A 12284-nucleotide genomic window follows, 5' to 3' on the forward strand; every position below is an offset into this window, starting at 1 on the left:
CCGGTAACTCACGTTCTGGGCGTGGCCACGCACTGTAGCCTGCCCGAGGGTCCCGCTCGGGGGATAGATTCAAGCTGGGATTTAACGTCGACTTGGGAGGGTCTCGATGCGGTTCATGATGATTTTCAAGGCCACCGAAGAGTCCGAGGCCGGGCAGCCGCCGACCGAGGAGAGCCTGACCGCAATGGGCCTGGTGATGGCCGAGATGGCGGAGAAAGGCGTGCTGCTCGCGGGCGACGGGCTGCTGCCGAGCTCGCACGGCTTCCGGCTGCAGCTGGACGAAGGCAAGCAGCGGGTGATCGACGGCCCGTTCACCGAGACCAAGGAACTGATCGCAGGGTTCTGCCTGATCGAGGTCGCGTCCCGCGAGGAGGCGCTCGAGTGGGGCTGGCGCTGTGTCGCGGCGGACGGCCGTGACGCCGACGCGGCCGGCAGCTCCGGGCTGCTGGAGATCCGGCAGGTCCCGACCGCCGACTTCTTCGGTGACAACTACACGGACGAGGCTCGGGACCGCAACGAACAGACGTTCCAGAAGGCCGCCGCCAACCTTCAGAAGAGCAACACCTGACGGATCGAGGTGCCGGCGGCCAGGTCGTCGAAGGCCTGATTGAGGTCGTCGAGCCCGACGGTCGCGGTCAGTAGCCGGTCGACAGGGAGGCGGCCGGCTCGGTACAGGGCGACGTACCGCGGGATGTCGCGGGACGGCACCGACGAGCCGAGGTACGAGCCCTTCAGGGTGCGCTCCTCCGCGACCAGGCTGACCGCGGGCACGCTGAATGTTTGCGATGGGTGCGGCAGTCCGACGGTGACGGTGGTCCCGCCGCGGCGGGTGGCGGCGTACGCCTGCTCGAGTACTTTCGCACTGCCGACCGTCTCGAACGCGTAGTCGGCGCCGCCGGCCGTGGCCGCGCGGACCTGTTCGATCGCGTCGGTGTCGCGGGCGTCGACGACCGTCGTCGCGCCGAGCGTCTGCGCCAGCTCCAGCTTGGTGGGTACGACGTCGACGGCGACGATCGGATGCGCTCCGACGAGGACGGCGCCGAGGAGCGCTGACAGTCCGACGCCGCCGAGACCGAAGACCACCGCGCTGCGGCCGGCTCGGACCTGAGCGGTGTTGACGACCGCGCCGACCCCGGTCATCACGGCGCAACCGAAGAGCGCGGCGATCTCTGGTGGGAGGGACGGGTCGATCTGCACCGCCGAATGCGCCGAGATCACCGCATGATCCGCAAACCCGGACACGCCCAGGTGGTGATGCACTCCGGTGAGGCGGCGGGTGCCGGTGAGGAGGGTGCCGGCGGTGTTGGCGGTGGCGCCGGGTTCGCAGAGGGCGGGGCGGCCTTCGGCGCAGGGGCCGCAGGTGCCGCAGGCGGGTACGAAGGCGCAGGCGATCACATCACCTGGGGCGAAACCTGGTGCGTTCGATTCGACGACCTCGCCGGTGGCCTCGTGGCCGAGGAGCATCGGCATCACGCGTGGCCGCGATCCGTCGATCACCGAGAGGTCGGAGTGGCACAGCCCGGCGGCGCGGATCCGGACCAGCAGCTCCCCCGGACCTGGTGGCGCGAGTTCCAGCTCTTCCACCTGCAGCGGCCGCGACTCGGCGTACGGCGCCGGCAGGCCCATCTCCCGCAGTACGGCGCCACGCACAATCATCCCGTGATCTCCTCGAGTGCGGCGCGGATCTCGTCCGGGACCGGGACCGGGACGCGGTCCTGGCGCCCGACGAAGACGTGCACGAACCGGCCGGTCGCAGCCGGTTCGTCCGAGTCCTCGCGGAACAGGGCGATCTCGTAGCGCACGCTGGAGTTGCCCAGCTGCCCGCACCGCAACCCGGCGTCGACGACCCCGGGAAACTCGAGCGGCTGCTTGAACGTGCACTGCGAGTCCACGCACAACCCGATCACGTCACCGCGATGGATGTCGAGCCCACCGCGGCGGATCAGGAAGTCGTTGATCACGGTGTCGAAGAAGCTGTAGTACTCGACGTTGTTGACATGCCCGTAGACGTCGTTGTCCTTCCACCGCAGCGTGATCGCCAGGTGGTGCGGATACGCGCTGCGGCTCACGGCTTGCGGCCGACACCCACCCACAGGCTGCACATGATGTCGGTGAACTCGCCCTTGTCGACCAGGCGCTGGGTCTCCTCGTCGGGGTACCAGCGGAACGGCGACACGACGCCGGGCTCGACCAGCTCGGTGCCCTCGAAGAACTGGGTGACCTCTTCCTTCGACCGCACCTGGGCGTCGCCGCCGTCGGCCTTGTAGACCACCATCGCCCGCTCCCACAGGTCCGGCGCGAAGTCCGGCGTGCAGTGCGAGAAGATCAGCAGCGAACCGGAGGCGAGCGGCTCGACCAGCTGGCGCACCAGGTCGTACGGCTTCAGGGCGTCCGGCAGATAGTGGAAGACGCCGACGATGCTGAGCGCGACCGGCTTGCTGAAGTCGATCAGCTCCTTGACCTCGTCGGACTGCAGGATCGCCTGCGGGTCGGTGACGTCGGCCTCGAGGTACGCCGTCCTCCCTTCCGGCTTGCTCACCAGCAGCGCGCGGGAGTGCGCGAGCACGATCGGGTCGTTGTCTGCGTACACCACGTGCGCCGACGGGGTGATCTCCTGGACGACCTCGTGCAGGTTCGGGCTGGTCGGGATGCCGGTGCCGACGTCGAGGAACTGCGTGATGCCCTGCTCGGCGGCGTACTTCGCCGCGCGGTGCATCCACATGCGGTTCGACCGGGCGGCGGTGCGGAACCCCGGAAACGCCTGCAGCAGGTGCTCGGCGGCCTGCCGGTCGATCGCGAAGTTGTCCTTCCCGCCGAGGAAGTAGTCGTACACCCGGGCGCCGTGCGGCCGGTCGAGCTTCAACTGCTCGTACATCCGCGGGTCGACGTCGGCATCCTGCGATTCAGCCATGAAATTCCCATCCGCGCTGCGGCTCAGAACTGGAGAGCCATCGTAACCGGTGCACAACGGACTGTGACAGCGGCAGAACGACACTACCGCTCCCGGGCGCCCGTGCCATCAGCTCCGGCGCGTCCGCCACCGGCTTTTACAGAGGATTGAATTCCTGCCCCCGGTGCGGACCGCCAGGCCACCACAACCGGCCGGATCGGAACGGTCCACGCGAGGCAGCTGGCTGCGGCCGCGATTGTGATGGCCTGGGCGTCCGGGGCTCCGGCTATACAGTGCAGGCGTGCGGTTCATGCGGGATTTGCGGACGCTGTTGCGGCGGCGGGATTTCCGGCGGTTGTTTGCGGTTCGGCTGACGTCGCAGTGCGGGGACGGGGTGTTCCAGGTCGCGCTGGCGTCGTACGTGCTGTTCTCGCCGGAGCGGGCGCCGGATGCCGCTGCGATCGCGGGGCTGTTCGCGGTGTCGCTGCTGCCGTACTCGATCCTCGGACCGTTCACCGGCGTACTGCTGGACCGCTGGTCGCGCCGCCAGATCCTGTTCGGGGCGAACCTGACCCGGGCCGCGCTCGTCATCGGCGTCGGCGCGATCGTCGCGGCCGGGAACGCGGGCGTGCTGTTCTACCTCGCCGTGCTCCTCACGCTCGGCGTCAACCGCTTCCTGCTCTCCGGCCTCTCCGCCGGTCTGCCGCACGTGGTCGAGCGGGACGAACTGGTGATGGCGAACGCCGTCACCCCGACCTCCGGTACGGCGTTCTTCCTGATCGGCGGCGGAATCGGCGCCGGGGTGAAACTGCTCGTCGACTCCGACCTGGTCGTACTCGGGCTGACCGTCGTCATCTACACGGCCGCCGCCCTCCTCGCCCTCCGGCTGCGGCGCGACCAGCTCGGCCCGGACCTGAACGGCGACGAACCCGGCATCACCGAAGCGCTCCGGACGATCGCTACCGGTCTCGTCGAGGGCGGCCGGCACCTCCGCGCCCGCCCGCAGCCCGCCCTCGGCCTCGCCGCGATCGGGTCGCTGCGGTTCTTCTTCGGGCTGATGACGGTCGCGATGATCCTGCTGTACCGCAACTACTTCTACGGGCCCGGCCAGCTGGATGAGGCGTTCGGCGGGCTCGCGATCGCGACCGGCGCGGTCGGCGCCGGCCTGTTCGTCGCCGCGCTGGTCACGCCGTGGGGTACCCGGGTGATGGCGCTGCGGCAGTGGATCACGGTGCTGTTCGCGGCCGCGGCGGTGGTGAGCGCCGTACCTATCGGGCTCTACACCCAGCCCGCGATGGTGGTCGGCGGGTTCCTGACCGGGTTCTGCGCGCAGGGCATCAAGATCAGCGTCGACACCCTCGTACAGACGGGTGTCGACGACGTGTACCGCGGACGGGTGTTCTCGCTGTACGACATGATCTTCAACGTCGGGCAGGTCTCCGCGGCCGCACTCGGCGCGGCGGTCCTGCCCGACAGCGGGAAGTCCTACCCGGTGCTCGCGCTGATCGTGGTCGGCTTCGCGATCACCGCCGTGGTCTACTCACGTGCCTCGCAGCGCGGTGATCGGCTGAATGGCGGAGGCCTTCCAGGCGGGATAGGTGCCGGCGACCAGACCGATGAACGCACCCAGCAGGGGTGAACCGAACGCCAGCCGGTTGTCCAGGATCGGCGTCCAGTCGCGGACCCAGGAGACGCCGACGGTCAGGATGACGCCGACCGCCGTACCGAGCAGTCCGCCGAGGAAGCCGACGATCACGCTCTCCACCAGGAACTGCACCGCGATATGTCGCCGGGCCGCGCCGAGTGCTCTGCGCAGACCGATCTCCGAGATGCGTTCCAGGACGGACAGCAGCGTGACGTTCGCGATGCCGAGTCCGCCGACCAGGAGTGCGACCGCGCCCAGCAGCAGGAACAGTGCGTTCAGGTCGGACTCCACTCCCTTGCGTACGGCGCCCTGCTTCGGCGGGGCGTCGACGGTCAAGGTGCTCGGGTTGTTCGGCTCGATCGCGATCGGGGCCTGCTCCGCGATCAGTTGCGCGGCGCCGACCGCCGTACGGATCTCGACAGCGTCCGGGGCCTCGAGGTTGTAGGCCTCCTTCGCCGTTCCGTTCGGCATGATGACGGCGTCGTTCAGGTCGGCGCGCCCGGTAACGGAGTCGAGGATGCCGATCACCGTGTAGGGCTCGTCGCCGATGAACACGGCCGGCTGTGAGTCGACCCTGTTGATGCCGAGTCGCTCCGCCGCGTGTTTGCCCAGGACGACCACCTTGTCGGCGCGCTGGTCGTGACCGTCGTCGAAGAACCGGCCTGTTTTGAGCACCGCGCGGACTGCGTCCCAGAGACCGGATGATCCGGCCATCACCTGGAGCGCCTTCCCGGCACCGCCGTCCAGGCCGGTGACGTTCTCGACGAGGTCGTCACCGATTTCCAGTTTGCTGACGGTCCCGACCGCGTCGACGCCGTTCAGCCGCTTGATCCGCTCCGGCGCGTCCCACGGCAGTTGCGTCGCCGCCTCCCCTTCCTGCCCGCCCTTGTCATCCGGCTGCACCACTACCCGGGTAGCCGCGGCCAGATCGAACCGCTGCGTGATCTGCCCGGCCGCCGTCTGCCCCAGACCCACAGTCCCCACCAGAGCAGCAACCCCGAGCACGGTGCCGAGGGTGGTGAGAATCAGTCGGGTCGGCCGAGCGGCGACGCCGGCCAGGGCCTCGTCGAGAAGGTCCCGTACGGCGGGACGAGACCTGAGCCGGCGTCGTCGCCTGGACGTGGACGGCCCGCCGGTCGGGTCCGGGGGGCCTGCTTGGGTTACCACTGGAGGGTTCCGTCGACGATGCGGACCTGGCGTTGGGCGCGCCGGCTGACGTGGTCGTCGTGGGTGATGACGGCCAGCGTCATGCCCTCGGAGTGCAGTTCGTCGAACACCTGCAGGATCGCCTCCGCGTTCGCACTGTCCAGGTTGCCGGTCGGTTCGTCCGCGAGCAGGAGACTGGGTTCCGCGACGAGCGCCCGGGCGATCGCGACCCGCTGCCGCTCACCGCCGGAGAGCGTGGTCGGCGCGAACTCCATCCGGTGCGACAGCCCGACCCGCTCCAGCGCGACCCGCGCCCGCGCCATCCGTTGCCGTCGCGGTACGCCGACGTACACCATCGAGAGCGCCACGTTCTCCAGTACGGTGCGATGGTCGAGCAGATGGAACGACTGGAACACGAACCCGATCCGCTCCCCCCGTAGTACGGCACGCCGCCGCTCGCGCAGGCTCATCGTGTCCACACCGTCCAGCCGGTAGACCCCACCCGTTGGGTTGTCCAACAACCCGAGCAGGTGCAGCAAAGTCGACTTCCCGGACCCCGACGGCCCGACGATCGACAGGTACTCCCCCTGCCCGATGGTCAGGTCGATCCCGTTGATCGCCTGCACTTCGGGCGGTCCCGGGAAGAACCGCCGGACGCCGATCATCTCGACGACCGGCGCCGGTAACGCGACTGCGGTACTCATCGCCCGACCACCACCTGATCGCCCTCGGACAACTTCGCGTCGCCCTTCGGTGTGACCTGCGCGAACCCGTCCGCGGTCAGCCCGACCGTGACCGGGATCAGCTCGACCTTCCCGTTCCGCAGGACCTCGACCCGCGAGGCGCCGTCGGATCCCGACGACAGCGCAGCGACCGGTACGGCGAGAACCTTGCCGCTGGTGCTCTTGATCGGGATCGTCACCCGAACGTTCGCGTCCCGGAGCAGCGCCAACTGACTCGCGGTCAACGCGTTCGGCGCGACCACCACGTCGTACTGGTTCCCGTTCTTCGTGACCCGGCGGACCTTTCCGGGGACGGACACGCTGTCACCGAGATCGAGTGTCGCCGCCATACCTGCCTTCAGCCGCTGCGCGGTCTCCGCGTCGACCTTGACCGTGACGACCAGCGACGCACCGCTGGCCGACATCACCACACCGTTCACGGTCCCGCCGCGCTCGACCTTCACGTCGTCGACACGGCGCGGAAGCGTCTTCACGTAGACCACTTCGGACACCGGCAGCGGCGTACCGGCCTTGAACTCGGCCTCGTTCTGCGCTTCCTGGGCGTCCGCGAGGTTCTCCTCCGCGTCGTCCACCGAGCCTTGCTGCACAGACGTGTCCTTCGCCTTGGCTGCCTTGGCGGCCTTGAGCTGCGACTGCGCCTGACGGAGCTGATTCTTCGCGGCGTCGACCTGCTTCTTCGCCTGGTCGACGGCCTGGGTGAACTGCTCGTCCGCGACCGGGGCGTCGTACCCCGCGTCCTCGTACAAGCGCTCCACGGCCGCCGACGTGTCCAGGTCGTACTCGTCGTCGACCTCGCCGGGGTCGAGCCCGAGCCGGTCCAGCGTCTGCTCCAGTTGCAGCACGTCCGGGCCCTTGCTGCCCGGCGACAACGTGCGATACATCGGCAGCACGCCGGCCAACCCGATCACCGGCCGCCCGGTGATCTCCAGCAGCGCCTTCCCCTCGGTGAGCGTCGATCCCACGGCCGGGACCTTCCCGGTCACGATCGGCGCCGTCTTGATGCCGCTGGTCTCGACCCGGATGTTGACCGCGCCGTCGAACGACGCGTCGCCCCGGCCGACCACCTTGCTGGACAGCGCCTTCTTCGCCACCGGCACGGTGATCTGGGACGCCTTCGGTGCCGCGGTCTTCGCGGCGGCGTCCTCCGGCGAGCTGATCCGGCTGCCCGCCACCACCCCGATACCCAGTGAGGCCACGGCCACCCCGGCCACGCTGACCAGCACCCGGCGGCGGGACTTGGGCGAAGCGGTCACCGGTTCGCCGTCTCGTCGCGGTACGCCTCGAGCTCGGACTTGTGCTGGTCGACGAACTCCTTCTCGGCCGCGTACTGCACCTTCTTGTACGCGTCCTCGTACCCGCCCGCCCGGCACTTCTGGTCCGCGACCGCGAGCGCGATCTCGGACTTGCGCAGTTCCGAAAGCTTCGCCGAGTCGACCTTGTCGAACGACGGCGGGCCGGTGACCGTCTTGGTCTTGTCACCCTTCGCGGGCGGCTTGTTCCCGGTCAGCGCGTCAAGCTTCTGCTGGATCTGCTGACGCGGGTCGTCGACCTTCTTCAGACCGGAGTGCCCGGCGTCGGCCATGCAGTCGGACCAGGCGCTGATGGCGTCCACCACGCGCTGGTCGGTGTCGATCCGCTTCTGCAGCGCCTGGATGTCCTCGAACAGGCTGTCGAACTTCTTGAAGTCGACGTTCCGGTCCGCGCCGTCGCCGTACACCTGCTTGACCGCCTTGCCACGGCAGCCCAGGTCCTGCTGACCGCTCGTGCTCGGGCCGTCGCCCTTGCCGTTCTCGACGACGATCGCGCCGTTCCCAGTCGCGTTCGGTCCGTTCAGCGCCTTGTCGTAGGCCTTCTGCGCGGCCGGCGACAGCGCGCTCCGGATCTTGGTGTTCGGGTTCGAGTCGTCCGCTCCGGCCTTGGACCAGTCGATCGTGCTGATGCCGTACCCGTACTGTTCGGCGAACTTGTCCGGCGGCAGGTTGAACGCCTCGCTGAACTTGCTCTTCGCGTTCTGTTCGGGCGGTACGGCGACGTACTCGAAGCCGGCCGCCTTCATGCAGGTGACGGTGGCGTCCTCGACCTTGCGCTGCTTGGCCAGATCCTCCTCGGTCGGATTCTGCGCACCGCCGGCCCGGACCGCCATCCGGAACCCGCCGCCGGACGAACTGACGAAACCGTCGCCCATGTACTCCGCGAGCGGACTCTTGTCGCCCTGCTGATCGGACGCGACCGGCGCCTTGTCGTTCCCACAGGCGGCCAATGCCAGGACCGCCATCACGGCGAGGGCTTGTGTCGCGATCCCGCGCCGTCGCGAGCAGGTGCTCGGTGCGGTAGCTCGGCGTGCTGGAGCGAAGGTCTCGATGCGGAGCATCGTGGCCTTTGCTCCAGTGCGGCGAGATGCCGTGCCGAGTGCCGCGCAGTAGGCGCGGGATCGCGATACAAGCCCTAATGCTGTTCTCTTCATGGCAGTGGAGCGTGCCGCCGCGGCCGTGAAGAACCTGTGAAGGTCCCGTTTGCACCTGATGCTCTCAGCCGATCTTCATCGGATTCTCATTAACTTCAGGGACATTGAGAGCTATGCCAGCGCGGATCCTGGTCGCCGAAGACGACCTCAAGCAGGCGGAGCTGATCCGGCGGTACCTCGAACGGGAAGGGCACCTGACCGTCGTCGTGCACGACGGCCGGGAGGCGATCGACGAGGCCCGCCGGCGCAGCCCGGACCTGCTGGTGCTCGACGTGATGATGCCCAAGGTCGACGGCCTGGATGTCTGCCGGGTGCTGCGGGCGGACGGGGATGTCCCGATCATCATGCTGACCGCCCGCTCGACCGAGGACGACCTGCTGCTCGGGCTCGACCTGGGCGCCGACGACTACCTGACCAAGCCCTACAACCCGCGCGAACTGGTCGCGCGGGTCCGGTCGGTCCTGCGCCGGACCCGCAGCCGCGCCGAGGGCGAGGTGTACCGCGTCGGCGAACTCGAGATCGACCCGGGACGGCACGAGGTCCGGCTGGCCGGGGAGCTGGTCGAGCTCACCCCGGCCGAGTTCAAGATCCTCGCCTGCCTGGCGGCCTCGCCGGGACGGGCGTTCTCGCGGCAGCAGTTGCTCGAGCACGCGTTCGGCTTCGACCACTACGTGTTCGACCGGACCGTCGACGTCCACGTGATGAACCTGCGGAAGAAGATCGAGCCGTCATCGGGCGCACCGACGTACCTGAAGACCGTGTACGGCGTGGGGTACAAACTCGCGGACCAGGCGGTGAGCCATGCGTCGTAGTGTGCTGGTCCGGTTCCTCGGGCTGTCGCTCGCGGTCGCGCTCGGGGCCGTGATCGCCACCGCGGTGATCGCGACGTACAGCACGACGGAGAAGCTGCAGGGCGAGATCGACGCGAACACCGGGCAGCTGCAGGTGGACGGCGAGATCTACGGCCAGCTGTCGAAGTACGCCGCCGATCATCCGACCTGGTCGGGTGTGGACAAGCTGGTGCACGACCTTGCCGACAAACTCGGCCGGAGGGTCGCGGTCACCGCGGACGACGGCTCGGTGATCGCGGACTCGGCCCGGAAGCTCGGCGCCGCGCCCGACCTCCCGTCGGTGCCGGCGGCAACGATCGATGTACGGAACTCCGGTGGCGCCAAGCTGGCCGGCATCTCGAGCGTGATGAACGTCTACACCGCCCGCAAGGCGATCGCGGCCGACGGGGCGGGTGGGTTCGTCACGACCGCGACCGCGATCCCGCCGTTCGTGGGCGCTCTCGACTGGGGGCTGACCGAGGAGGAGCAGCGGAACCGGGCAGAACTCGCCCAGCAGGTCGCGGACTGTTATACAGCGAAGGGCAGGCCCGCGAGCGTCGCGCAGACCGGCGGGACGGTCCCGCAGGTGATGGTCGAGTCGACGCAGTCGCTCGCCGGCGCGCGGGTGATGGAGAAACCCGGTCTCGCTGCGAAGGACGACGCCTGCTACTCGCCCGGACTGTACGCCCCGAGCGCCAAGGCCAAGATCGTCAACGACGACGAGATCCGGCGCGCGACCGCGTGTCTGGACGCCGCGAGCATTGACTACCAGATCATCAACGACGTCGGGGGACTGAAGTCGGTCGAACCCAAGGACAAGGCCAACTTCACGGACAAGTTCGTCGACTGCACCACCCAGGCCCGTGCCCAGGCGCTGACGCCGTACGTCGCTCCGCCCGCGAAGCTGTACCTCGGGGCGAAGAGCACGTTCAACGTCTTCTCCGGTGAGGGACTGCTGCGGACGGCGGCGACCGCGCTCGGGGTGCTGCTGATCGCGGCGCTGGTGATGTTCTTCGCCGGACGTCGCCTGGTCCGGCCGATCGTGGCGCTGACGGGTGCGACACAGCGGATGCGCAACGGGGACCACGCGGCGCGCGTGCCGGTGAGTGGGAAGGACGAGGTGGCGCGGCTCGGGCATGCGTTCAACGACATGGCCGAGTCGATCCAGCGGCACGACTTCCAGCGCAAGGCGATGGTCAGCGACGTTGCGCACGAGCTGCGGACGCCGCTGGCGAACATCAAGGGGTACCTGGTCGCGTCCGAGGACGGTGTGGTGCCGCTCGACCAGACGCTGGTCACCTCACTGCTCGAGGAGACCGGGCTGCTCGAGCACCTGGTCGCCGACCTTCAGGACCTCGCCCTCGCGGACGCCGGCATGCTCCGCCTGCACCCGGCCTCCCGTGACCTCTCCGAGTTGGTCGAACAGGTCGTCTCCGCGCACGGGCCGGCCGCGGACACGGCCGGGATCACGCTGACGGCTGCGATCGCCGGCCCTTCGCTCGCGGTCGTCGACGGCGCGCGGATCCGGCAGGCCCTGGGAAACCTGGTCTCGAACGCGATCCGCTACACGCCGACGGGCGGCCATGTCGTGGTCGGCGTACGGCCTGTCGAGTCCGATGGCAGGCAGGGTTACAACCTGACGGTCACCGACAACGGCGCAGGTATCGCGCCGGAGCACCTCCCGCACCTGTTCGACCGCTTCTACCGCGCCGACGTCTCCCGTACCCGCACCACCGGGGGCAGCGGACTGGGCCTGGCCATCACCAAGCACCTCACCGAAGCCCACCAAGGCCACGTCACCGTCACCAGCTCACCGGACTCCGGCTCCACCTTCACGATCTGGCTGCCCGCCTAGAGTCCCGCGTCGGAGATCCGCGCCATAAGTCCAAGGTCGGGTCGACCCTGGCCGGCGGCACCGGCCCCCAAACCGGTTCGGGGAGGTCTACCCGCCCGAATTGGGCTATAGCGCTCCCCAAACTGGTTTGGGGAGCGCTGTTGACGGGCGAGGTGCCGTTTGGGCGCGGGGCTCGGCGGCATGACCTGGCGGGGCCCTCGAAACCGGGTACTGGGGAGGACTTCTTCCCGGATCGGGGCAGAAATCCTCCCCACACACCTCCGCCGCAGGAGACTAGGCTCGGGGTATGGCGGCGCGGAAGGCTCGGGTGGCGGATGTGCACGAGGTCGCCTCGGGGATGCCGCACGTCACCAAGTGGGAGCGGGACGACGGGACGGACCGGCCCGTGTACCAGGTGGGCGGGAAGTCGTTCGTGTTCTTCCGTACGCCGCGACCCGACGCGGTGGACCCGGTGAGCGGGGACAAGTACGACGACGTGATCATGATCTGGGTCGAGTCCGAGAACGAGAAGCTCGCGCTGCTGTCGGACGACTCGAACCCGTTCTTCTCCACCCCGCACTTCGACGGCCACCCGTCGGTCCTGGTCCGAGCCAGCCGGCTGGGCGAACTCACCCGGCAGGAACTCACCGAGGTGGTCCAGGACGCGTGGCTGTCCCGGGCCTCCAACCGGCGTGCAACGATGTGGCTGCGAGAGCATCGGTTGAGCTGATC

Annotated in this window: 12 protein-coding genes; 5 read left to right on the top strand and 7 right to left on the bottom strand. The window is 68.8% G+C overall.

What is annotated here, in order from left to right; genetic code table 11:
* Positions 1-115 precede the first annotated feature (115 nt).
* Complete coding sequence (locus E0H50_RS02905) at positions 116-568, top strand: YciI family protein (protein ID WP_238150731.1); 453 nt, start codon at positions 116-118, stop codon at positions 566-568.
* Here E0H50_RS02905 and E0H50_RS02910 read toward each other — a convergent pair.
* The 3 genes from E0H50_RS02910 to E0H50_RS02920 are packed head-to-tail and all read right to left on the bottom strand — an operon-like array spanning position 550 to position 2911.
* Positions 550-1656 (bottom strand): zinc-dependent alcohol dehydrogenase family protein, encoded by a 1107-nt coding sequence (locus E0H50_RS02910; protein WP_131284397.1) that lies wholly within the window; start codon positions 1654-1656, stop codon positions 550-552. The two genes, E0H50_RS02905 and E0H50_RS02910, sit on opposite strands and share 19 nt — an antisense overlap.
* The gene (locus E0H50_RS02915; RefSeq protein WP_131284399.1) at positions 1653-2069 is read right to left on the bottom strand and encodes an acyl-CoA thioesterase; all 417 of its coding nucleotides are present in this window, start codon (positions 2067-2069) and stop codon (positions 1653-1655) included. Before E0H50_RS02915 ends, E0H50_RS02910 begins: the two co-directional genes overlap by 4 nt.
* Positions 2066-2911 (bottom strand): SAM-dependent methyltransferase, encoded by an 846-nt coding sequence (locus tag E0H50_RS02920; RefSeq protein ID WP_238150732.1) that lies wholly within the window; start codon positions 2909-2911, stop codon positions 2066-2068. Before E0H50_RS02920 ends, E0H50_RS02915 begins: the two co-directional genes overlap by 4 nt.
* Before the next feature lie 289 nt (positions 2912-3200).
* Here E0H50_RS02920 and E0H50_RS02925 point away from each other — a divergent pair, with 289 nt between their 5' ends.
* The gene (locus E0H50_RS02925) at positions 3201-4529 is read left to right on the top strand and encodes an MFS transporter (protein WP_238150774.1); all 1329 of its coding nucleotides are present in this window, start codon (positions 3201-3203) and stop codon (positions 4527-4529) included.
* On the opposite strand, the gene E0H50_RS02930 is transcribed toward E0H50_RS02925, so the two are convergent.
* The 4 genes from E0H50_RS02930 to E0H50_RS02945 are packed head-to-tail and all read right to left on the bottom strand — an operon-like array spanning position 4431 to position 8795.
* Entirely contained in the window at positions 4431-5702 is a 1272-nt protein-coding gene (locus E0H50_RS02930; protein WP_131284402.1) for an ABC transporter permease, read from the bottom strand. The two genes, E0H50_RS02925 and E0H50_RS02930, sit on opposite strands and share 99 nt — an antisense overlap.
* On the bottom strand, positions 5696-6385 hold the full coding sequence (locus tag E0H50_RS02935) for an ABC transporter ATP-binding protein (protein ID WP_131284404.1): 690 nt from the start codon (positions 6383-6385) through the stop codon (positions 5696-5698). The genes E0H50_RS02930 and E0H50_RS02935 overlap by 7 nt, the downstream gene beginning before the upstream one ends.
* Positions 6382-7677: a peptidoglycan-binding protein gene (locus tag E0H50_RS02940; protein WP_131284406.1), complete on the bottom strand. Its 1296-nt coding sequence runs from the start codon at positions 7675-7677 to the stop codon at positions 6382-6384. The genes E0H50_RS02935 and E0H50_RS02940 overlap by 4 nt, the downstream gene beginning before the upstream one ends.
* Positions 7674-8795: a hypothetical protein gene (locus tag E0H50_RS02945; protein WP_238150733.1), complete on the bottom strand. Its 1122-nt coding sequence runs from the start codon at positions 8793-8795 to the stop codon at positions 7674-7676. The genes E0H50_RS02940 and E0H50_RS02945 overlap by 4 nt, the downstream gene beginning before the upstream one ends.
* 206 nt (positions 8796-9001) lie before the next feature.
* Between E0H50_RS02945 and E0H50_RS02955 the strand changes: the two genes are divergently transcribed.
* From E0H50_RS02955 to E0H50_RS02965, 3 genes are all read left to right on the top strand, one after another.
* Positions 9002-9700, top strand: a complete 699-nt coding sequence (locus E0H50_RS02955; RefSeq protein WP_131284408.1) for a response regulator transcription factor — start codon at positions 9002-9004, stop codon at positions 9698-9700.
* Positions 9690-11573 carry a sensor histidine kinase gene (locus E0H50_RS02960; RefSeq protein ID WP_131284410.1) on the top strand — a complete coding sequence of 628 codons (1884 nt, stop codon included), beginning with the start codon at positions 9690-9692 and terminating at the stop codon, positions 11571-11573. Before E0H50_RS02955 ends, E0H50_RS02960 begins: the two co-directional genes overlap by 11 nt.
* Positions 11574-11859: 286 nt before the next feature.
* Positions 11860-12282, top strand: a complete 423-nt coding sequence (locus E0H50_RS02965; RefSeq protein WP_131284412.1) for an MmcQ/YjbR family DNA-binding protein — start codon at positions 11860-11862, stop codon at positions 12280-12282.
* Positions 12283-12284: the final 2 nt, after the last annotated feature.

Source organism: Kribbella sindirgiensis (assembly GCF_004331435.1).
GTDB classification, from domain to species: domain Bacteria; phylum Actinomycetota; class Actinomycetes; order Propionibacteriales; family Kribbellaceae; genus Kribbella; species Kribbella sindirgiensis.

Bases quoted from the DNA above. Each gene is read 5' to 3' on its own strand.
- E0H50_RS02905 (WP_238150731.1), top strand. From the start codon at position 116: ATGATGATTTTCAAGGCCACCGAAGAGTCCGAGGCCGGGCAGCCGCCG.
- E0H50_RS02910 (WP_131284397.1), bottom strand. From the start codon at position 1,656: ATGATTGTGCGTGGCGCCGTACTGCGGGAGATGGGCCTGCCGGCGCCG.
- E0H50_RS02920 (WP_238150732.1), bottom strand. From the start codon at position 2,911: ATGGCTGAATCGCAGGATGCCGACGTCGACCCGCGGATGTACGAGCAG.
- E0H50_RS02925 (WP_238150774.1), top strand. From the start codon at position 3,201: ATGCGGGATTTGCGGACGCTGTTGCGGCGGCGGGATTTCCGGCGGTTG.
- E0H50_RS02935 (WP_131284404.1), bottom strand. From the start codon at position 6,385: ATGAGTACCGCAGTCGCGTTACCGGCGCCGGTCGTCGAGATGATCGGC.
- E0H50_RS02945 (WP_238150733.1), bottom strand. From the start codon at position 8,795: ATGCTCCGCATCGAGACCTTCGCTCCAGCACGCCGAGCTACCGCACCG.
- E0H50_RS02955 (WP_131284408.1), top strand. From the start codon at position 9,002: ATGCCAGCGCGGATCCTGGTCGCCGAAGACGACCTCAAGCAGGCGGAG.
- E0H50_RS02960 (WP_131284410.1), top strand. From the start codon at position 9,690: ATGCGTCGTAGTGTGCTGGTCCGGTTCCTCGGGCTGTCGCTCGCGGTC.
- E0H50_RS02965 (WP_131284412.1), top strand. From the start codon at position 11,860: ATGGCGGCGCGGAAGGCTCGGGTGGCGGATGTGCACGAGGTCGCCTCG.